Raw genomic sequence first — 21,136 nt, forward strand, 5'->3', positions numbered from 1 at the left:
CATACCCGACCATTCGGTACTGCTAAGAACAAAGAAGTCCCGGACTTGTCGTTGCCCAAGTCCTGTCGAGGTTGTTTCGCGCAGGCACCGGGTTAGGGTGGCGGAGTGCCCCATCCCAGTTTGCTCTGTGTCCATGCGCACCCCGACGACGAGGCGCTGTGGACCGGCGGGGTGCTGGCCCGATGCGCGCAGCTGGGCGGACGCACCGCGGTGATCACGTGTACGTGGGCGCAGGGCACATCTCGTGGCCTCGAGCTCGAAGCCTCCATGAAGCTGTTGAAAGCCGACCCTCCCCTGTTTCTCGGCTATGCCGACAGGCCGTTTCCCGAATCAGCACCCGATCAACCGGCATTCTGCGATGTGCCCTTCGACAAAGTGGTCGGAGAGGTTGTCGCACATATCCGCCGATTCCGGCCGGACACCATCGCAACGTATGACCCATTCGGCGTCTACGGGCATCCCGACCACGTGCAGGCGCACCGGGTGACCGTCGCCGCGATCGGCGCGGCCGCGTTCGGGCAGCTGTATCCAGAAGCAGGACCGCCCTGGCGTACCCGACTCCTCTATCTCTCCACGATGCCCCACTCACTGGCAAGTGTGCTGTGGCCTGCGATCCGAAAGGGCACAAGTCCGGCGGAGGCATTGCCGGGGGTTCCCGACCACACGGTGGACACCACCATCGATGTCGCGGATTGGCTCGACACGAAATGGAAAGCGCTTCAGGCTCATCGCACCGAGATGGACCGGGGCGGCGCATTGACGATGCTGGAGGACCTGCCCGAAAAGGACCGGCGCGAGGTGCTTCGCAACGAGCATTTCCTGCGAATGCCGTTGGCCGCAGACCCCCTTGATGCCCTGGATTTCTCCGGGCCGGCCGATTCAGTCGACGGACGTCCGTAGTCCGCTGGCCCGCAACACTTTTCGTTCAACACCGGCGCGAATGGACTCTTCCGTACCGATCAGCCGCACGTGGCCGCTGGCCCGGGTGATCGCCGTGTACAGCAGTTCCCGCGTCAGCAATGCAGAGCGATCCGGCGGTATGACCACCGACACCGACTCGTACTGCGATCCCTGGCTTCGGTGAATTGTCATCGCATACACCGGGACCGCTGCCACCAGTTGCGAAGGATGCAGCATCTTCACCTCCGATCCACGCCGGAACGCGACCATCAACCGTCCACCGCTGCTCACCACCACGCCGGTATCTCCGTTGAAGATGCCGGTGTCGTAGTCGTTGGCCGTGACCAACAATGGCTGACCCGGGTACCAGTCCTGCGCACCCGCAGTCGTCCCGATCCATTCCATCGCCTGGCGAGACCAGTGTTCGACGCCCGATGTGCCCTCCCGGTGCGCACACAGAAGACGGTGGGTATGCAGGCCGGCAAGGGCGGTCTGCGCGTCACCGCGGGCACCCGCACGTCGCATCTGTTCGGCCGTGGTGACGATGTCATCACGCACCGACGCCAGATCACCGGGATCGACCAACTCGAACTGGCTGTGCCCGGCCGCAAGCAGATCGATCACCGAATCGGCGTCGCCGTCACGAACCGCAGCGGCGAGGCGTTTGATCTGCTCGCCGAACCGGCGCACCTTGGTCAGCCTGATGACCCCTCCGGCCAACCGCGACCTCTCGTCGGCGTCAAGGGCATCGGGATCGCCGCGGTCGTCCACCAGATCCGGTTCGATCAGTGTCTTGAGTATCGGGTTGATCTGTTCGGTGACCGGCCGATAGACCAGATCGGCCAGCACGGCACCGGCATCGACCGAGGCGAGCTGATCGGGATCACCGACCAGGACCAACCGGGCCTGAGGTCGCAACGCGTCGAGCAGCCTCGCCATCATGGTCAGTGAGACCATCGACGTCTCATCGACAACCACCAGTTCATGTGGCAGCCGATTGCCCGAATCATGCGCAAATCGGCTGCGGCTCCCCGGTTTCCAACCAAGTAGACGATGCAGGGTCGTCGCGGAGAGGTCGGTGGGCAAGCCCAGTTCATCGGCCTGCGACCGCACCGATTCTTCCAGCTGAGCCGCGGCCCGCCCGGTCGGCGCTGCCAGCGCCACCCGCAACGAGGGGCCGTATTCGTCGAACATCAACGCCAATACCCGTGCAACCGTGTGGGTTTTGCCCGTACCTGGCCCACCGGCGATCACGGTGGTCCAACCGGCACTGGCCAAGGCGGCAGCAATTCTTTGCCGATCGGGTCCCTCATCGGGAAAGTGCCTCCGCAGACCGGTGAGCAGCCGATCGGCATTCACCTCCGGATGGCTGTGTGATCGGTCGTCGAGGAGTTCACGGATCCGCTGCTCCTGCAGGAAGTATCGCCGCAGATACAACAACGGGCCCTCGGGCGTCTGTGCCAGGTGCAGTGGACGCAGCGACCCGGACGCCGAACCGGTGACCAGTGGACTGACCTCGAGTGCAGCGACGACCGCTGCCGCATCCGGCCACGGCAGCGAATCCGGGTCGACACCGAACTCGTCCTCATCGATGGCGACCTCGGACAGCCTGTTGACCTCGACACAGACCGAACCCAATCGCACGGCCCGGACCGCAAGTGCTGTTGCGAGCAGGACATTCGGATCGATATCCGCCTTGCTCAGACCCGCCAACCGCTGCGCCACATGCACATCTGCTGCACTGAGCACACCGGCGGTGTTGAACGGCACCAGTGTGGGATGGGCATTGACCGCAATCCGCGCGTCGTACTGCACCGTCACAGCTGCACTGTCCTTCCGGCGATCAGGTCTGAGACCGCGACGATCAGGGATGCCGGTGGATGCCATTGGAAGACACCACATCCGGCCGGGGTATCGGGCCCGATCATGCCCCGCACAAAGTGGTACTGGGCGCCGGCGAGGTGGACTTCAGGGTCGTACGCGGGCAGCCGCCACCGCAGATATCGGTGCAGGGCAACCGAATAGAGCAACGCCTGTAACGGATAGTGCGAGTTGATCATCTCGCGGGCCATCCGCTCGGGCGTGTAGTCGAGGGCACTGAGATCTCCGCGTGCGGTCCGGTTGGTCTTGTAGTCGACGATGACAAACCGGTTGCCGGGCAGTCTCAGGACAGCGTCGATACTGCCGACGAGATATCCGCGCAGCGGTGGCGCCTGCACGCCACGAAGGTGCTGTGGATAGTCGGCGAGCAGGTCGTCGGCATCAAGATGGGTGTCCATCAGATCGCTGATCTCGCGCAGCGTGGTCGATTCGTCGCCACCGAGCGGGAACTCGAAGTCGAGCTCTGCCAACCGATCCCTGGTCGCCAGCTGCCCCAGGGTTGTCTCCGGCTGCAGCCCGAGTGGTGTCCGCAGGACTGCCAACAGTGCGGTCGCCAACACCTCGGGATCAGCCTCGGCCATCCACATGGCCACCGCGTCTCGGCAGCGCGTTGCCACCTCGGTCGCCAGGTCGTCGGCATCGGTGTCGATGACCTCGAGCACCTCGTGGACCAGGGTTCCGAATGCCGCACCAAAAGGCAGGGTGTTCATCAAAGAAGCATGCGGTAGGTCAGCGGACCCGTCGGCAACCGGGACGTCCAGCGGTTCGGCGACCTGCTCGTCTGTCTTGACCTCCGACTCCGGTTCACTGGCCACCGCCGGTTCATGATGCGTACCGGCGACCAACGCCGAATACGACGTGCGCCGCCAGGTGTGGTCGATATGGCGGGTGAAGCTCGCCACCGCCAGCTCGCCGGTTTCGGGCCGTTGCGGCACCCACGGGAGCTGCCCCTCTGTTCCGTAGTCGGCCGGTTCCACCCGCACCCGGTTACCCGCGGTCTCGCCCCAGGCCGTCATGAATTGGCCGACCTTCGCGTCATCCGGCACCACCGGTCGCGGATCGGGATTCGACCGATCGCGACTGAAGAGCAAGCGGTGCAGCGGCGACGACCGCGCCGATGTGCCCGGCGCCCACCACAACACGACCGCCGACGCCGCACGGGTCAACGCAACGTACAGCAGTCGTAGCTCTTCACCGTTGTCCTCGGTCGCGGAGGCCTCCCGGCGATCGCGGTAGCCGGGTGCATCCTTGCCACCGATGTCGAGCAGTCGTTTGCCTGCCTCGTCGTGGAGCAAGAACGTATCCGGTGAAGGATGTTGCGCGCCGTCCCAGCCATAGGGCACATAGACGATCGGGAACTCGAGCCCTTTGCTCCGGTGCACCGTGAGGAGCTGTACGGCCGCGGCGTCGCTGTCGAGGCGCCGGCTCTGTTCACCCTGATTGCCCGACGTCGGGTCGTTGATCAACTGCCCGAGCCTGCGCACCAGCGCGGTCAGACCCAAACCCTCTTCCACCACAGCGCGGTTGCAGAGCTGGGCCACGTGGGTCAGATCGGTGAGCCGACGCTCCCCACCCACCACGGACAGCACCCGGCCGGGCACATCGCGGACTCCCGAGAGATGTTCGTATACGGCCGCAAAACCCGACTCGTGATACACCGCAACCAGTTCACGGATCAGCGCACTGATGTCGGCGGTCAGCCCGTCGGCACCGGAATCCAGTTCTGCGGCAGTCCATCCGAGCAGTGGCGTGAGTGCGGCCAAACGGATGCGCGCGGTTCGGCTCGGTTGTTCCATCGCCTGCAACAGCCACAACCAGTCGAGCGCGCCTTGCGTGCTGTAGACACTGGTACCACCCGCCAGCACAGACGGCACTCCCCTGCTGTCCAGCGCTGCCTGGATCATGTTGAGGTGCCGGTGATTTCGGACCAGGACGGCGATGTCGCCGGGTGCCACCGCACGTTCGCCTCCGGTGCCACACAACGGTGTCCGGGAATTCAGGAGTCGGGTCAGGTCGGCGGCGACATCGTCGGCCACCGAACGTCGCAGGCGATCGAGCACCGGGAACCCGCTCTTGCCCAGCGGTCCGTGGCCTCTGCGGTTCAGGTATCGCAATCGCAGTGGGACCTGACCGGGCAATCTCGACTCGGTATGTGTGGCCCCGACCTCGTGGACCACGATCTCCGGACTACCGAGTGCCGCACCGCCATAGACGCGGTCGAGCGCCTCGACGAGGTCGGCATCACTGCGCCAGTTGGTGGGCAGTGCCTGATGGTTGTCGGCGGCCCGAACGGCTTCGAGGTAGCTGAACACCTCGGCCCCGCGGAACGCGTAGATCGACTGTTTGGGATCGCCCACCAGCACCAGGGTGGTGTGCCCGTGAAAGGCCAACCGGAAGATGGCCCACTGCACCGGGTCGGTGTCCTGGAACTCGTCGACCAGAACCACCTGGAATCGGCTCCGCACCCGACGACATGCCTGCTCCCCGTGCTCGGGGTCTTCGAGCGCATCACGCAGCAGGATCTGCAGGTCGTCGTAGTCGCGAATGTTCGTCTGCCGCTTACGGCGTTCCACCTCGACGATCACCGTCTTCGCGAAGTCGATCCGCTGATACTCGTCGGTGTCGGGGTCGGTGATCGGAGACAGCTTCGCCTGCCGCTGGAAGACCGCCTGCCGACAGAAGGAGTGGGCCTCGACCAGACTGAACGGCGCTACGCCGTTTCCGCTGAACCGATGCAGGTACAGGTCGTCGGTGACTTCGGTGATCAGGTCACTGACATCCTCGACCAGGGTGATGTCGTTCTCGAAATCCCCGGCCACACCGAGTCCGTCGAGCATGCGACTGCAGAATGTGTGAGTGGTGGCGATGGTGGCCGCGTCGAAGTCCGATACCGCATCTGCCAGGCGCCTACGGCGAATCTCGACCTCGCCCGGCGATCCCGCGGAGAGCATCGCGGCCAGCGGGTCGTCCGAATCCCGCGCGGCCACGGGATCGGTCAGGGCCGCAGCGAGTCCGGTCAGCCGCAGTCGTGTGCGCTCACGGAGTTCGGCGGTCGCGAAGCGGCTGAATGTGACCAGCAGAAGGTCGGACAGCGGAACACCGTCGGCGACATACCGAGCAGCCAAACCGACGATGGCATAGGTCTTTCCGGTACCGGCACTGGCTTCGAGGACGGTGGTGCCGGATGGCAGCGGTCCGGTGATGTCGAACGTGACCGGCGCGATAGGGCTTTGGATCATGTCTCAGCGCACCTGTTCCGAATCCAGCAAGGGCGTCCACAAGCGCATCGCGCCTGCCGCGAAACGAGACCCCTGCTCATCCCAGTCCTTTTCCTCTGCGACCGCCCGTTCGGCGATCACGGCCGAGAACTCCCCCTCATGCAAGTACCGGACGTAGACGTCCTGTGCGTCGCCGCCGAACTTGTTCATGAAGTTCTTGTCGGCTGCGTCCATGGCCAGAGCGGTGTCGTCGCCCCGGTGGCGACGGTCGGCGTATTCGGCAGCAGCGGCCGTCGGCAACGGAAGTGGCGACTGCAGCCCCCGATCGCGCAGGTCGACGATCTGACGCAGCACCGCAATCGGATTCGGCGGCGCAGCCAGTGTCGATCGCCGGACGCGGCCGTACGATCCGCGGCCGACGACAACGGAGCTGGTGACGTCGGACCCGGACGCCGCCAGCGCCAACAAGCCGACCCACGCGGCCAGGCGGTGTTTAGCCGCCAGCCGGGAGTAGATGGTCCGGACCAGCGTGCCGCGATGGACCGACGGGACGGTCCCGGTCAGCCTCCGGTTGTCGCCCAGATCGATGGTCACGTCGATCACGTCGGGATGCGCCTCATAGAGGGGTGCCGCCACAGTCACGAGCGACTCGACCAGACCGGAGATCTCTCCGAACACCTTCGCGCCCAAGAGAAACGGTGGCAAGGTTCCGCGCCGAAGTTCGGCACCGCGCAACGCATCCGCGTCTGCTCCACCGAGCCGGGCCTGCAGCATCCGATCGCCGATCGCCCACTTGCCGAGACCGTCGATGTCCGCGCTGAGCACGTCGTTGAGCTCTTCGTCGTCGCCTGGCAGGTACATGCCCAGCCGTTGGCGGCAGAATGCCCGCATCGGGTGCTCGACAAAGGCGATCAGGTCGGACAACTCCACATCACCGGAGGTCTTCGGCAGTGGCTTCGGCAAAAATCCGGGTTCGCAGACCTGAACCGATTGGGTGGCCACGGCCCCGGCAAGCGCCGTTCGATCGAAGCTGAGGGGGTTCTCGGCAGCGAAGTTCGCCGGGTCGAAGCCATGCAATGGATGCGACGTCGACACTGTCGAGCCATCGGCCAGCATCGCGTCTGCGGTGTCGAGCAGTTCGCCCACCGGGACCGCAGGCGGCCTGCGCAGACCGGTCACCGGATCGGTGCCGGTATACAAGATGATGAGCTTGTCGATCGCCGACATGGTCGCATCGAGTAGCAGCTGACGGTCCTCGCTACGGATATCCCGTTCTCCGACACACGGATTGCGCGCCAGGATGTCGTCGCCGTTGATACCGCCGACACGGGGATAACTCTCGTCGTCGAGCCCGAGCAAGATGACAACCCGATGCGGCACGGCCCGCATCGGGACCATCGTGCACACCGTCAGTTCGCCGGTCCGGAAGTTGGCCCGAGTCGGACGCCCGGCCAGCCGATGCGACAGCATGGCCCGGATGTCGGCGAGCCGCACTGTCGTATCGCCACCGTGTTCGGTGGCCGACGACAGTTCGCGAAGTGCCTGACTGCGCTGCCACGCATCGGCGGGACGCACCGCGGTGAGCAGATCCAGTGCAGTGGCCAGATTTTCGGCCCACTGCGTTGCCGGACGTGGACCACGCAAACTGGTCAGCGCGGTATCGAGCCGGCTGATGAACTCGGCGAATCTGCCTGCCAACTCGACGTCGGCACTGTCCACGTCATCAAGCGGTAGCGCGGTGTCGAGCCAGCCCAGTTCGGTCTCGTCGGCGGCCACACCCAACAGGATCCGGTCAAGTCCGGCGTCGAAGGTGTTTTGCCGAAACCCTCCCAGCCCGAACGGTTTTCGCTGGTTGTCGTTGATACCCCAGCGGGCTCCGGATTCGGCGGTCCATTGCCGCAGGCGTTCGAGGTCGTCGTCGCCGAACCCGAATCGGGTCCGCACCGGCGGCGTGTCGAGGAGGTCGAGTACTTCACTTGCCTTGACCCGGCCACCGGCCAATAACAGCAGGTCGGTCATGACATCCAGGAGCGGGTTGGTCTGACGCAGTGCGCGGTCGGCCAGGCGAACGCGCAGTTCATGACCGGGATGCGCATGACTGACCTGGCCGAATGCGGCCCGGATCAGCGGTGCGTGGGTTTCGACGTCGGGGCACATGACGATCACGTCGCGCGGATCAAGTGTCGGATCGCCTTGGAACAACCGCAGCACGAGTTCGCGCAACACCTCGACCTGGCGCGCGGCACCGTGACAGGAATGGACCTGAACACTGCCATCTGCCTGCCCGCCGGGTTCCGCGATCCGGTCTGCGCGAAGCGCATCCTGCAGACGCTCGAGATGCGTACCACCACGGGCGTGTTCATCGGCGTGATGAATATCGTCTGCGGCAACGGCGGAGAGGTTGATCTGGAGTTCGCGAACCTCACGGGACAACGACGCCAGCAATGGATGTTGGATGTCGCGCACCACAACCTCGCTGCGCCGGATCGGCGCAGACTTCAACTGCAGTTTCTGCCACATCACCGGACTGGCATGTGGCAGAAAGAGATTGATGTCGCGATGCGCACCGAGGGCGGCCAGGACCTGCAACTGCTCGGTACTGAGACGGGTGACACCGAACAACGCCAGCCGCTCCGGCAGATCCACCGCATCGGACCGTTCGAGAAGTACCGCACAGACCTGTTCGAGACGTTCGGGCGGACTCGGTGAATCGATGCGCTCGCGAAGAAGTCGCCACAGATGCGCCTGCCACCGTTGATCGGGATCAAGTCGTGCACCGGCACCGTCGGTGTCGTTTCCGTTGTGCCAGTCGATGATCATCTGCGGTCGGTGGGTTCCGTATCCCCGGAACAAGGCGGTGAGGTGCTCGGCCGTTCCGTATCGGCGCCCGATCCGGAACCCGGGGGCCCTGGTGCCCGCTTCGGCACTGTGACCCAGGTGCCGGGCCAGGATCGCGCAGGCCGGATCATCGACGGCATCGTCGATCACCGACAGCAACGTCCAGAGCATCCGCCCCGTCGACCACGGGTCGTTGTCGAACTGCCCGGATTCGACACCACTGACCTGCGCCATGACGTCATCGACCAGCGAGGCCGGATGCGGAAAGAGTATGTTTGCCGCGATACCGTCGGCGCCGCCGGGGCCGGTTGCACCCAGCCGGGTCGACAACTGCTGCGTCAGCCACCGTTCGACACCTTGCGCAGGTACCGCAACCAGCTCTCGAGCGAATGGATCCGACGGCGCGGTCGTCAAGATGTCGGCGAGCGCGGCCACCAACGTGCTGGTGCGCTCGGCGCGGTGCAGTCTCAGCACGCAGGGCCCCTTCCGATTGTCATCCCCGGTGTATCACGGATGCCCGACACCCGAGGTGACCACGAGACGGTGATCAGGATCGGCGGCGCAGTGGAACGGGATCGGCGGACTTCGATTTCAGGAACACCCGCATCTCATCGGAGATCGGCAAAACGTCGCCGGTTTCGGAATGCACTGCCACCACGGTTGTCTCACAGAGGGCGACAACCTTGCCGTCTACATCGCTGAGCGAACTTCCGAAGTCGAAGGACGAGCCGCCGAGCCGACTCACCCACACCCGCGCCGTAACCGGCTCGGGGGTGTAGATCAGCGGCTTCACGAACTCGATTTCCTGACGTGCGATGTGAATGGCGACCGCGCCGTATCCGTCGCGGATCCAGCCCGACACCGCGCGCACGCGGGCCTCTTCGAAGAGCCGGGCGTATTGCACGTTGTTCACGTGGCGGTTGAGGTCCATATCGCCCCACCGCAGTTGCAACGAGACCTCGGTAACGCCTGTCGTGTCACTCACCGGTGCCACAGTAGTGGTGACAATCCTCAGAAGTCGAAGCGGGTCTGCCCGTGTGGATCCTTCTCGAACGCGAATACTTTCAGTGGTGTGACGCGGTACACCAGAGCAAAATCGTCGCCGGTTCCGAAACCACCCTCAGAGGGTTCAAACGCCCACGCGTCCCCGTATTTGTCGAAGTAGGCCTTGGCAATCGCAATCAGCTCCGCCTGATCGGTGACCTGCTGCGAGGTGCCCTCGATCACCACATCGCAGCCGCACTGCCAGGTGTTCACCCCGGTCGTCACACTGACCTGATCGTTGACCGCGAGATTGTGAACCTTCTGCTCATCGGGTCCGCTACAGAAGTAGAAACGGTCGCCGGACCACACCCCGACCAACGGCGTGCCATGCGGTCGGCCGTCGCGGCGGACCGTTGTCACCCAATACAACTCGGCCCGCTCCAGGATCCCCGATATCTGTTCCCAGTCGGCGGCAACAGCCCCCGAACGACTGAAACGATCGTCGAATCGTGCAGTCGGGTGAGCTCCCATGGTGTCTCCTCAGTCGGACATCCCTCTGACATACCGACCATGGCCACACCGAAAATTAATCGTTGGTCTACTCCGCTCGCCCTAGGTCGCGCCGCGCACCGAGAAGACCCGTGCCCACAACCGGACCGGAAGCAGACGCGCCACCTTCATCAACGCGGCCATCGGAACCGGGAAGACGATCTCCATCCGAGCACGCTCCAGACCCCGGCAGATCGATTCGGCGGCTTCGTCCGCTTCGATGAGAAACGGCATGGGAAATGTGTTCGACTCCGTCAGACTCGTCTTCACAAAACCCGGGCAGACCGTCACGACACGGACACCCTTCCGGCGAAGCGCAACACGCATGCCTTCGAGCATGTTGATCTGCGCGGCCTTGGTGGCGCCGTAGGCCTCGGCGCCGCCCAGTCCGCGATAACCGGCCACCGATGCGACACCGACGATCGTGCCTGCGCCCTTCTCCACCATCTGCGGAAGTACCGCCCCGACGCAGTTGTTCATGCCGAGCAGATTCACCTGCACATGGCGCTCGAACAGGTCGCGGTCCCACTCGGCGGCGTCCATCTGTTCCCAGAACCCGGCATTGATGATCACCACGTCGATATCGCCCAGGGCCTCGCGCACGTGCGCGGCCGCCGAATCGACCGAGTCACGGTTGGTGACGTCGGCAACCGCGACGGTCATCGCCGATCCGGCCACCTCACGCAGTTCGGTGTCACGGCGCGCCGAAATGGCAACGTGGGCACCTCGTTTGACCAGCGCCCGGGCGGTTGCCGCGCCGATACCGCTCGACGCACCGATCACCCAGACCCTTTTTTCGGCCAGGTCTGTTGTCATGTTCAGATCACCTCTGCATCCGTATCTGGCTGACCTGGAGGTAGTTCGAGGCAAATCCGGCCTCGCAGTACGCCAGGTAGTACTCCCACATCCGCATGAAGGTTTCGTCGAAACCCAGCTGCATCACGGCCTGCCGGTGCTGTGTGAACGACGACCGCCACCGGCGGAGTGTCTCGGCGTAGTCCTGACCGAAATCGTGATGCTCCGTGACCCGCAAGGTCGTGTGCTGCGCCAGCGTCTTCTCGATCGCCTCGAACGATGGGATCAGCCCGCCGGGGAAGATGTACTTCTGAATCCATCCAAACGACCTGCGGGTGGCCAACATTCGTTGATGAGGCATCAGAATTGCCTGGATGGCAACCGTGCCGCCTGGCGCCAACAGCGAATCGATCTTGCCGAAGTACGTCGGCCAGAACTCCTCGCCCACCGCCTCGATCATCTCGACCGAGACGATGGCGTCGAACTCGCCGGTCACCGCCCGATAGTCCTGCAGCCGAATATCGACCATGTCCATCACACCTTCGGCGCTGACCCGCTCCTCGGCCATTTCGAGCTGTTCCCTCGACAACGTCACCGTGGTGACATGCGCGCCACGTCCGGCGGCCCTGATCGCCAGCGCTCCCCAACCGGTCCCGATCTCCAGAACCCGACTACCGGCCTTCACACCGGCCTGATCGAGAATCGCGTCGAGTTTGCGGTACTGGGCCTGCTCGAGGTCCTGTGAGGCCGGTGGACCTGCCGGGTCGAACATCGCCGAGCTGTAGGTCATGGTCGGATCGAGGAACGTGGCAAAGAGGTCGTTGCTGAGGTCGTAGTGGGCGCCGATGTTGCGGCGCGAACCCTCGGGGGTGTTCTTGTGACGGTGCGGGATCTTGGTATCGACGAAGATCCGCAGCTTCCACCAGGGTTCCGGGACCAGCGACGTCAGGCGCGCCGCGAACGGCGTCAGCGCCTCCCCCAGGTCGCTGCCGTCGGCGACACGCCAATCGCCCGCCATATACGCCTCGCCCAGCCCGATCTTGGGGTTGTGGCCCATCCGTTCGTGCAAGGCCTTGGGGCGAACGACCTCCAGGCGCGGGCTGGACGCATCGCCACCGCCGCGGATGGTGCCGTCGGGATAGCTGACCTGCACCGGCGTGCGCCGGACGGCCTGGTTGACGAACAGCTGGGCAAAACTCGCCAGGAAACAGACACCGCCGAGGATCGGTCGCCGTAAACAGAAAGGCTCCGCGAGTTCGGGTAACTGCGCCGGCTGCGCCAGTTCGGACATCAAACTCCTTCGGGCGGGGTGTGCGCGGGCCGGGCGCGGACCGGGAGGCGGCGAAGCCACAGCCACAAGCCATGCATCGCGATGAGCGCAGAAACACGCTGCGGCATGAACGGATTGGTGATCAGGGTGCGGATCAGTAGACGCGGCGTGTACGCGGCCGGGCGACCGTCGAAGCTCGCGGTGAACATCGACGTGCCTGCGCGCAGCAGGCTGATCGAGACGCCGACAGACTCCGAATCGAGCCGGACATTTATGTCGTAGTCGCCGGAGACGTCATTGAACGGTGAGACGTAGAAATGCTTCGGCACCTGCGTTCGCAGGTCGCCGGCTCTCGATTCTGGCGGGGATTGAGGTTCGAGCAGGTAGGCGGTGCGCTCACCGTAGGTGTTGTGCACCTCGGCGACGACACCTCGCAGAGTGTCTCCCGAATAGCACCAGAACACGGTCAACGGATCGAAGACGTACCCGAGCACCCGAGCGTTCGCCAACATCAGCACCCGCCCATCCGGACCGAGGTCGACATCGCGCACTGCCAGGTAGTTCGCCACATTGCGTTTGATTCGGAGCAGTTGGGCAGTCGGATCGGACATTTCGGCAATCGGTCCCGGATCTCCGAGGTGGTCCTTGGCATAGATGCGGGCAAAGGAGCGCAACCCAGCGGGAATCAGCGGTGGCTCATCCAGGTCGACCAGCCATTGGTATACCCGGTGATCGAAACCGTGCCGCAGAGGTGTTCGCCGCACGTGCCGCACCCGCCCCGGCACCAGCGCCGGCGTGGGTGGCAGCACCGCCTCGGCCCTCATTCCCAATCAGCCCCGAAATGCGCTGCGGCCGCGACACCCGAGCGAACACCGTCCTCGTGGAAGCCCCAGCCGTGATAGGCGCCGGCGAACACCGTTTGCGGGGTGGACAATTCCGGCAACTGCTTCTGTGCGGCAACAGCTTCCGGCGTGTAAACGGGATGTGTGTATGCCATGGTCGCGATGATCGAGTCCGGTTTGATCCGATCCCGGCCGTTGAGTGTCACGTAGTACTGGGTGGGTCCGGGTAGACCCTGCAGACGGTTCATCCAGTAGGTCACCACCGGCGGTGCGTCGGCGCCGGCCACCTCCGGTGTGAGGTAGTTCCAGCTGGCGCCGGCCCCTGTGACGGTGGGCATCAGGGAAGCATCGGTGTGCAGGATCGTGTCGTTTGCCGCGTAACCGAAGGCCCCGAGGACTCGCTTCTCGGCTTCCGACGCATCTGCCAGCAGGTCGAGGGCCTGATCGGCATGCGTCGCGATCACCACCCGGTCGAAAACCCGGTCGGGGCGACCTGTCGCACTGATTCGCACACCGTCGTCGCCGCGCTCGATACGCGTGACAGGGGCGCCTGTCGTGATGTCGTCGAGGGTCGCTGCGATGCGGTCGACATACGTGCCGGAACCCCCACGCACGGTGTACCACTGCGGCGAACCCTTGACGGTGAGCATCCCGTGGTTGTCGAGGAAGGCGAACAGATAGCGCGCCGGGTAGTCGAGGGACCTCGCCGAACCGGTCGACCACACACACGACACCAGCGGGATCGCGAACATCCGGATGAAGTGGTCAGAGAATCCGTGCCGGATCAGGAATTCGCCGTAGGTACTGAGGTCGTCGTCATCGGCGTCCGCGAGGTGTGTTGCGGCGACTCGATGAAAACGCTTGATCTGCAACAACATCCCCACAAACCGAGGATCGAGGATCCGGCGCTTCTGGGCGAAGATCCCCGGCAACCCGCGACCACCGGCGTACTGGACACCAGAGGGCCGGTCGTTGATGCTCATGCTCATCTCGGTCGGCGCCACATCAACTCCCAACTCCGAAAAGAGCTTTCGGAGCAGCGGGTAGGTGTCGTGGTTGTGGACGATGAATCCCGAATCGACACGTACGGCCGCATGCCCGGAGCCCAGCGTATGGGTGTGGGCATGACCACCGAGGCGGTGATCGCTCTCATAGAGCGTCACTTCATGGTCCGTGCGGAGCAGATATGCGGCGGTGAGTCCGGACACACCGGACCCGACTACAGCCACCGTCGTCATATGAGGACTCTTCGAACGCCGCACCACGTCAGTGTAGGTGCTCCACCTATCACACCAGCTCGGCTTCAATCGGTCACCGGTACGCCGCTCTCACCCAATGCCTCCCACCAACCGCCTCGGAGAATGTAGGGTGCCACGCAAGCGCGCTTTCGAAACGGGGAAATTGTTGATCATCGAGACCGACCGCCTGGTGTTGCGGCCGGTGTCGCACCGCGACACCGACCAGCTTGTGGAACTCGACCGCGATCCAGCGGTGATGCGATACGTGACCGGTGGTACGCCGACCCCTCGCGAGGTGATCGAGGAATGGACGATCCCCCGAGCTGTGGCCGAGGCGACACATCGCAGCGGTGCCGGACTGTGGGTCGCCCTCGACCGGCTCGACCTGGTGGCGGCGCGTTCGGTGGGCCACCCCGAGCCCGCCAGCAGTTTCGTCGGCTGGTTCGCCGTCCGCGCACCTCGCCACTCACCCGAATCAGAGTTCGAGCTCAGTTACCGACTGCGCCGAAGTATGTGGGGTAAGGGGTTGGCAACCGAAGGTGCCCGCGCCCTCGTCCGACTGGCGTTCGACGATTTGAAGGTCAGCAGACTCTTCGCAGGCACGATGGCGGTCAACATCGCGTCCAGGCGGGTGATGGAGAACTGCGGCCTGCGCCTGGTCCGTCTGCACGACTGCGCCGACACCTCGATCGCCGGGTCCGAACGCGGCGAGGTCGAGTACGAGATCCTCCGCACCGATTGGGAATCAAACAACTTCGCGTGGGCGCAGGCAGCGCGCACCAGCACGCATCTGATTGCCTGACCGGCTGTCTTCACCCGACGAAGCGGTCGGGTACACCTTGGCGCGACCAAACACCGGCCACCAACTACCGTAGGCATGGTGCGGATCCCACCACTCCCCAGAGATCCCGGCCGCAATTCGCCAATTGACAGGAGATGGTCATGAGCAAGGAGACTGCAGTTTCGACCCGCCACAAGGTGGTGGTCATCGGCTCCGGCTTCGGTGGATTGTTCTCGACTCAGCACCTGAAGAAGGCCGATGTCGACGTCACCTTGATCGCGCGCACCACCCACCACCTCTTCCAGCCGATGCTCTATCAGGTCGCGACCGGCATCATCTCCGAAGGTGAGATCGCTCCCGCCACCCGCGTCATCCTGCGCAAACAGGCGAACGCCAAGGTTCTGATGGGCAACGTCGAGAAGATCGACCTCGAGAACAAGGTGGTCACCTCACGCCTCCTCGAGCGCATCACCGAAACCCCGTTCGACAGTCTGATCATCGCGGCCGGTGCTGATCAGTCGTACTTCGGCAACGATCACTTCTCGCAGTTCGCACCGGGCATGAAGACCATCGACGACGCCCTCGAACTGCGCGGTCGCATCCTGGGCGCCTTTGAACAGGCGGAACTGTCCGACAACCACGAGGAACGTGCCCGGCTGCTGACGTTCGTCGTCATCGGGGCGGGGCCGACCGGTGTCGAATTGGCCGGGCAGATCTCCGAGATGAGCAACAAGACACTCAAGGGCGCCTTCCGCAACATCGACCCCACCGAATCCCGGGTGATCCTGCTCGACGCGGCGCCTGCCGTCCTCCCGCCGATGGGCGCCAATCTGGGCAACAAGGCCGCCAAACGCCTGGAGAGCATGGGTGTGGAAATCCAGCTCAACGCGATGGTCGTCGACCTCGACTACGACGGTTTGCTGGTCAAGGAGAAAGACGGCACCACCCGACGCATCGAATCGCAGTGCAAGGTGTGGTCGGCCGGTGTCGCGGCCAGCCCGCTCGGCAAGCAGCTCGCCGAGCAGAGTGGTGTCGAACTCGACCGCGCGGGCCGCGTCAAGGTGCTGCCCGACCTCTCGATTCCGGGCAACCCGAACGTCTTTGTCGTCGGTGACATGATGTCGGTCGAAGACGTTCCGGGCATGGCGCAGGGCGCCATCCAGGGCGGCAAGTACGCCGCCGACGCCATCAAGGCCGGGCTCGCAGGCAAGACGCCCGAAGAACGCGAACCGTTCAAGTACTGGGACAAGGGATCGATGGCCACGATCTCGAAGTTCAGTGCCGTCGCATCCGTCCCGGTACCAGGATTCAAGAAGAACATCGAGACCGAGGGTTTCTTCGCCTGGCTCGGCTGGCTGCTGCTGCACCTGGTGTACATCGTCGGATTCCGCAGTCGCCTGAACACCATCGTCGACTGGTCGTTCGCCTTCATGACCCGCGGCCGGTCGCAACTCACCATCACCGAGCAGCAGACACTTGCCCGCAACGCGCTCGACCGCCTGGCCCAACTCGAAAAGGCTCAGAACAAGAGCGACGACGCCGCCGGACCGCCCAACAGCAAGCCTGTTCTGTCCGATCCGGTGCCCGCCACCGACAAAGAGCTGACAGATACAAAAACATCGGGCACGCCCGAAGGCACAAAGGCTTCAGGCACGCCCGAAGGCGACGCCAAACCGGCCGCAAGCTGATTCAGCCGACCGCCAGCTCGCCGGCAAGACGCTCCGCCTGGGGCATCGTGTCGGCGAGCACCGTGGTCAGACTTCCGCCTGCCGCCGGCCGCAACCGGGTGGCCGCCGCGGTGGGATGGACCACGTCTGCGCGATCGTCCGGATAACAGAATTCACTGATCAGCACGGTCGGTGCCCCCAGTCGATCGTGGGTGGCCTTGCCGAGTCGAAGCTGGTGCCGAACGGCCGTAGTGCCGTCGACATCGACGCTCAATCGCCCCGCCCAGGCACCGTCGTCCTCACCGAACCGGCCGATCTGCACACGCTCACAGATCCGGACCGACCCGGACCCTGCGACCGACACCGTCGTGTTGCTGTGGTGGACGGCATGCGCCGCGACGATCGTCGGTAGCGGATCGATCACCAGCTCGGCGCCATCGGCTACGCAGATGTGCCAGTTCAGCTGCGACCGCGGCTCCCCGCGACTCGGTAGTGCCAACGTGGCAGCCACGCTGAACACCGTCAACCGCGACCCGCACCCGACATCCACATGGATGTCGATGGTGTCCCCGCCTAGCGGGGTCGCAGCCGTCGAGATCAGGTGCAACACGTCGACCCCGGTCTGACGCGCGGCCAGGCCGCCCCTGGTCCGGATGCGCGGAGATCGCCCCTTCGCCGTCTCGAGATATACCTCGGTATGCATCGACAGGTCAGAGTGCCGCGGCCAACTGCTCCCGGACCCAGCGCAGTACATCGGTCGCGGCCGGATCGTCGGTCAGCGAGATCAGCACCGTCGGCCGACCTTCCCGCACCCGCTCGGCGTCATCGCGCATCACCTGGAGGTTTGCCCCGACCATCGGTGCGAGGTCGGTCTTGTTGACGACCAATAGATCCGAGAACGTCACGCCGGGACCACCTTTGCGTGGCACCTTGTCTCCGCCTGCCACATCCACCACAAAGATCTGGGCGTCGATCAGACCGGTCGAGAATGTCGCGGTGAGGTTGTCGCCGCCGGATTCGACGAGGATGAGATCGAGCGGCGGGTTGGCCTCGACCAGGTCATCGATGGCGTCGAGGTTTGCGGTGATGTCGTCGCGGATGGCGGTGTGCGGGCACCCGCCGGTCTGGACCGCGGTGATCCGCTCGTCCGGCAGCACGGCGTTGCGACGCAAGAAATCGGCGTCCTCGGTGGTGTAGATGTCGTTGGTCAACACGGCCAGCGACAACTCGTCTCGCAACTGCCTGCACAGTGCGGCAACCAGTGCGGTCTTACCGGAGCCGACGGGGCCGCCGATGCCGATGCGCAGCGCCTCGCCCGGCACCCGATCCCGTTTCGGCCGGGCATGGTCGTGCGTATGCGGCGCTCCGTCGATCAGATGCGGTGGCAAGAGCTGTCTCCCTTTTCGTCTGCGTGATGGTTGTCTGCTGCGTGATGGCTCGGTCTATCGGTGGCGGTCATGACGCGAAAAGCGGCATCGGCCGGAGTTCGTGCCGCTGGGCAAGTACATCAAGAAATGGATCGGACAGGTCGGCCAGCCCCTGCGCCGCCTCGGCCGCCGTCTGCTCACACAAATCCGTCAGCTGCACGCCCAACAGGGCGACGTCGCCGGGATCGAGCGCCAGCAACCGCTGACCAGCCGTCGCAGATCCGGTCATGGTTGTGTAAATGAGCACCATCGCACTCTCATGCGGGTTCAAACCGGCTGCCCGCGCCACCTGACCGGTCACCACCGGTAGATGGGGTCGCGCCGGGTGCAGGCCCCAATCATGCTGGGGCCATATCTTTTTGCCCAAGCGCAGCATGCCGCGTCCTTGAGCCCGGGATGCACGCCTGGCCGCAGCCGACGGCGTGCGCGCATCAGCTTCCACCTCGGCCTGCGCAACGTCGATGGTGCCTGCGACCACTGCAGCGGTGATCGATGCCGCAACCAGACCGGCGGTACCGACCCGGCGCACCAGGAAGTCACGGAGGGTGTCGAGGTCGCGAACCGAACCGGAACTGATCGCCTCTTCGAGTCCTCCGGAGTGAACGTGACCACCCACCGGCAGGCGTGAGTCGGCCAGGGTCAACAGCATTCCCAGATGCCTGGTGGCTGAAAGACTCTCGGGTGAGGTCATCAGAACATGAAATATCGCTGAGCCATCGGCAGAGCGCTCGCGGGTTGCTGATCCCAGACCTCGCCGTCGATGGTGACGGTGAATGTGTCGGGGTCGACGCGGATTTCGGGTTGCGCACTGTTGCGGGGCATATCGGCCTTACCGATGTGACGCACATTCTTCACCGGCACAAGTCGGCGGTCGAGCCCCAGTCGATCCGGAAGCCCGTCCTCGATCGCCTGTGGCGCAACAAAACTCAGCGATGTGGCAGCCGCAACACGCGCGGAGGCACCGAACATGGCCCGGGGCAACACCGGCTGCGGCGTCGGGATCGATGCGTTGGCATCACCCATGGCGGCCCACGCGATCGCACCACCCTTGATCACCGCATGCGGCCGGACACCGAAGAACGCCGGTTCCCACAGGACCAGATCGGCGAGCTTACCTACCTCGACAGAACCGATTTCGTCGTCCAGACCATGGGCGATGGCAGGACAGATCGTGTATTTGGCCACGTACCGCTGGGCTCGCTGATTGTCCGCGGCCCCGTCCCCCGGCAACGAACCGCGCCGCGCCTTCATGACGTGCGCGCTCTGCCAGGTGCGCAGGACCACCTCACCGATGCGGCCCATCGCCTGCGCATCGGAACCGATCATCGAGATCGCACCCATGTCGTGCAGCAGATCCTCGGCGGCGATGGTCGATGGCCGGATCCGACTCTCCGCGAACGCAAGATCCTCCGGGACACTGGGATTGAGATGGTGGCAGACCATCAGCATGTCGAGGTGTTCATCGAGGGTGTTGATCGTGTGCGGCCGCGTCGGATTCGTGGAACTGGGCAGGACGTTCGCGTAGGACGCCACCGTGATGATGTCCGGCGCATGGCCGCCGCCGGCACCTTCGGTGTGGTAGGCGTGGATCCCGCGTCCGGCGATCGCTGCGAGGGTCTCCTCGACGAACCCGGCCTCGTTGAGGGTATCGGAGTGCAGCGCCACCTGGACACCGGATTCATCGGCGATGCGCAGGCAGGCATCGATGGCCGCCGGGGTGCTGCCCCAGTCCTCGTGGAGTTTGAAACCCGAAGCGCCGGCGCGCAATTGCTCGCGCATCGACTCAAGGCTGACGGTGTTGCCCTTGCCGAGCAGCACGATGTTGAGCGGCCAATGATCGGTGGCCGACAACATCGAGGCCAGGTGCCAGGCACCCGGCGTGACAGTGGTCGCCTTGCTGCCCTCTGCCGGCCCGGTGCCACCACCGATCAGGGTGGTGATGCCGTTGCCGAGTGCCTCGTCCATGATCTGCGGGCAGATGAAGTGCACGTGGCAGTCGATACCGCCTGCGGTGATGATCTTGCCGTTGCCTGCGATGATCTCGGTGGACGGGCCGATCACGAGGTCGGGGTGTACGCCGTCCATCGTGTCGGGGTTGCCCGCCTTGCCGAGTGCGACGATCCGTCCGTCACGAATTCCCAGGTCTGCCTTGATGATTCCCCAGTGATCGAGGATGACCACTCCGGTGATCACCGTGTCGGGGGCACCATCAGCACGCGTCGCGCGGCCTTGCCCCATCGACTCGCGGATGACCTTGCCGCCACCGAAGACCGCTTCTTCACCCGCACGCCCCGGACCACCCGAGCGGTCCTCGGTGACCTCGATCAGCAGGTTGGTGTCGGCCAGCCGAATCCGGTCACCGACCGTGGGGCCGTACAGCTCGGCGTAGCGCTCACGACTCAACGATGCCATCAGGCGTCCAGCCTTCCTGGCGGGTTCGACGAGATTCCATGTACTTCGCGCGTACCGGCGATCGGGACCAGCTCAACAGTTGCCGACAGTCCCGGCTCGAACCGCACAGCGGTTCCGGCGGGGATGTTCAGCCGTCGGCCGAACGCGAGTTCACGATCGAAATCGAGTGCGGCATTGGACTGCACAAAATGCACATGACTGCCGATCTGCACCGGACGATCGCCGCTGTTGACCACCACGACCTCGAGAACGTCAGCACCCTCATTGAGGATGATCTCACCTGGGGCACAGAGTATTTCACCTGGTATCAGGTTTTGCTCAGCCATCATCGGTC

The 21,136-nt window shown here is 64.5% G+C and carries 17 protein-coding genes; 3 read left to right on the plus strand and 14 right to left on the minus strand.

The genetic code is table 11. The features are described 5' to 3' along the window. Positions 1–105 precede the first annotated feature (105 nt). The gene (locus tag AC1TQG_RS20390) at positions 106–900 is read left to right on the plus strand and encodes a PIG-L family deacetylase (RefSeq protein ID WP_482139646.1); all 795 of its coding nucleotides are present in this window, start codon (positions 106–108) and stop codon (positions 898–900) included. Here AC1TQG_RS20390 and recD read toward each other — a convergent pair. From recD to AC1TQG_RS20435, 9 genes are all read right to left on the minus strand, one after another. Further along, positions 880–2,721 (minus strand): exodeoxyribonuclease V subunit alpha, encoded by a 1,842-nt coding sequence (recD, locus tag AC1TQG_RS20395; protein WP_482139647.1) that lies wholly within the window; start codon positions 2,719–2,721, stop codon positions 880–882. The genes AC1TQG_RS20390 and recD overlap by 21 nt on opposite strands. After that, complete coding sequence (locus tag AC1TQG_RS20400) at positions 2,718–6,020, minus strand: UvrD-helicase domain-containing protein (protein ID WP_482139648.1); 3,303 nt, start codon at positions 6,018–6,020, stop codon at positions 2,718–2,720. The genes recD and AC1TQG_RS20400 overlap by 4 nt, the downstream gene beginning before the upstream one ends. Before the next feature lie 3 nt (positions 6,021–6,023). Next, on the minus strand, positions 6,024–9,311 hold the full coding sequence (recC, locus tag AC1TQG_RS20405) for an exodeoxyribonuclease V subunit gamma (protein ID WP_482139649.1): 3,288 nt from the start codon (positions 9,309–9,311) through the stop codon (positions 6,024–6,026). A 73-nt stretch (positions 9,312–9,384) separates the two neighbouring features. Next, positions 9,385–9,822, minus strand: a complete 438-nt coding sequence (locus tag AC1TQG_RS20410) for an acyl-CoA thioesterase (protein WP_482139650.1) — start codon at positions 9,820–9,822, stop codon at positions 9,385–9,387. Between the two features lie 26 nt (positions 9,823–9,848). After that, a complete protein-coding gene (locus AC1TQG_RS20415; RefSeq protein ID WP_482139651.1) occupies positions 9,849–10,352 on the minus strand; it encodes a pyridoxamine 5'-phosphate oxidase family protein in 504 nt (167 codons plus the stop codon). An 81-nt stretch (positions 10,353–10,433) separates the two neighbouring features. Continuing rightward, positions 10,434–11,186 (minus strand): SDR family NAD(P)-dependent oxidoreductase, encoded by a 753-nt coding sequence (locus AC1TQG_RS20420; RefSeq protein WP_482139652.1) that lies wholly within the window; start codon positions 11,184–11,186, stop codon positions 10,434–10,436. Positions 11,187–11,193: 7 nt separating this feature from the next. Beyond that, positions 11,194–12,456: a class I SAM-dependent methyltransferase gene (locus AC1TQG_RS20425; RefSeq protein WP_482139653.1), complete on the minus strand. Its 1,263-nt coding sequence runs from the start codon at positions 12,454–12,456 to the stop codon at positions 11,194–11,196. After that, entirely contained in the window at positions 12,456–13,244 is a 789-nt protein-coding gene (locus tag AC1TQG_RS20430) for a DUF1365 domain-containing protein (protein ID WP_482139654.1), read from the minus strand. Before AC1TQG_RS20430 ends, AC1TQG_RS20425 begins: the two co-directional genes overlap by 1 nt. Before the next feature lie 11 nt (positions 13,245–13,255). Beyond that, positions 13,256–14,515, minus strand: coding sequence for an NAD(P)/FAD-dependent oxidoreductase (locus tag AC1TQG_RS20435; RefSeq protein ID WP_482139655.1), 1,260 nt, complete (start codon positions 14,513–14,515; stop codon positions 13,256–13,258). Positions 14,516–14,645: 130 nt separating this feature from the next. On the opposite strand from AC1TQG_RS20435, the gene AC1TQG_RS20440 reads away from it, so the two are divergent. Continuing rightward, positions 14,646–15,317: a GNAT family N-acetyltransferase gene (locus AC1TQG_RS20440; RefSeq protein ID WP_482139656.1), complete on the plus strand. Its 672-nt coding sequence runs from the start codon at positions 14,646–14,648 to the stop codon at positions 15,315–15,317. 134 nt (positions 15,318–15,451) lie between these two features. Beyond that, a complete protein-coding gene (locus AC1TQG_RS20445) occupies positions 15,452–16,984 on the plus strand; it encodes an NAD(P)/FAD-dependent oxidoreductase (protein WP_482139657.1) in 1,533 nt (510 codons plus the stop codon). Between the two features lies 1 nt (position 16,985). On the opposite strand, the gene AC1TQG_RS20450 is transcribed toward AC1TQG_RS20445, so the two are convergent. The 5 genes from AC1TQG_RS20450 to AC1TQG_RS20470 form a co-directional block, all read right to left on the minus strand. Next, positions 16,986–17,666 (minus strand): urease accessory protein UreD, encoded by a 681-nt coding sequence (locus AC1TQG_RS20450; RefSeq protein ID WP_482139658.1) that lies wholly within the window; start codon positions 17,664–17,666, stop codon positions 16,986–16,988. Positions 17,667–17,673: 7 nt separating this feature from the next. Continuing rightward, on the minus strand, positions 17,674–18,351 hold the full coding sequence (ureG, locus tag AC1TQG_RS20455) for an urease accessory protein UreG (protein WP_482139659.1): 678 nt from the start codon (positions 18,349–18,351) through the stop codon (positions 17,674–17,676). A 67-nt stretch (positions 18,352–18,418) separates the two neighbouring features. Next, positions 18,419–19,081 (minus strand): urease accessory protein UreF, encoded by a 663-nt coding sequence (locus AC1TQG_RS20460; RefSeq protein WP_482139660.1) that lies wholly within the window; start codon positions 19,079–19,081, stop codon positions 18,419–18,421. Then, on the minus strand, positions 19,081–20,802 hold the full coding sequence (locus AC1TQG_RS20465; protein ID WP_482139661.1) for an urease subunit alpha: 1,722 nt from the start codon (positions 20,800–20,802) through the stop codon (positions 19,081–19,083). Before AC1TQG_RS20465 ends, AC1TQG_RS20460 begins: the two co-directional genes overlap by 1 nt. Further along, a complete protein-coding gene (locus AC1TQG_RS20470) occupies positions 20,802–21,131 on the minus strand; it encodes an urease subunit beta (protein ID WP_482139947.1) in 330 nt (109 codons plus the stop codon). The genes AC1TQG_RS20465 and AC1TQG_RS20470 overlap by 1 nt, the downstream gene beginning before the upstream one ends. Between the last annotated feature and the right edge of the window lie 5 nt (positions 21,132–21,136).

It is taken from the genome of Williamsia sp. Y844 (genome assembly GCF_056786475.1).

Bases quoted from the DNA above. Each gene is read 5' to 3' on its own strand.
- AC1TQG_RS20415 (WP_482139651.1), bottom strand. From the start codon at position 10,352: ATGGGAGCTCACCCGACTGCACGATTCGACGATCGTTTCAGTCGTTCG.
- AC1TQG_RS20400 (WP_482139648.1), bottom strand. From the start codon at position 6,020: ATGATCCAAAGCCCTATCGCGCCGGTCACGTTCGACATCACCGGACCG.
- AC1TQG_RS20450 (WP_482139658.1), bottom strand. From the start codon at position 17,666: ATGCATACCGAGGTATATCTCGAGACGGCGAAGGGGCGATCTCCGCGC.
- AC1TQG_RS20460 (WP_482139660.1), bottom strand. From the start codon at position 19,081: ATGACCTCACCCGAGAGTCTTTCAGCCACCAGGCATCTGGGAATGCTG.
- AC1TQG_RS20445 (WP_482139657.1), top strand. From the start codon at position 15,452: ATGGTCATGAGCAAGGAGACTGCAGTTTCGACCCGCCACAAGGTGGTG.
- AC1TQG_RS20425 (WP_482139653.1), bottom strand. From the start codon at position 12,456: ATGTCCGAACTGGCGCAGCCGGCGCAGTTACCCGAACTCGCGGAGCCT.
- AC1TQG_RS20420 (WP_482139652.1), bottom strand. From the start codon at position 11,186: ATGACAACAGACCTGGCCGAAAAAAGGGTCTGGGTGATCGGTGCGTCG.
- AC1TQG_RS20470 (WP_482139947.1), bottom strand. From the start codon at position 21,131: ATGATGGCTGAGCAAAACCTGATACCAGGTGAAATACTCTGTGCCCCA.
- AC1TQG_RS20435 (WP_482139655.1), bottom strand. From the start codon at position 14,515: ATGACGACGGTGGCTGTAGTCGGGTCCGGTGTGTCCGGACTCACCGCC.
- AC1TQG_RS20465 (WP_482139661.1), bottom strand. From the start codon at position 20,802: ATGGCATCGTTGAGTCGTGAGCGCTACGCCGAGCTGTACGGCCCCACG.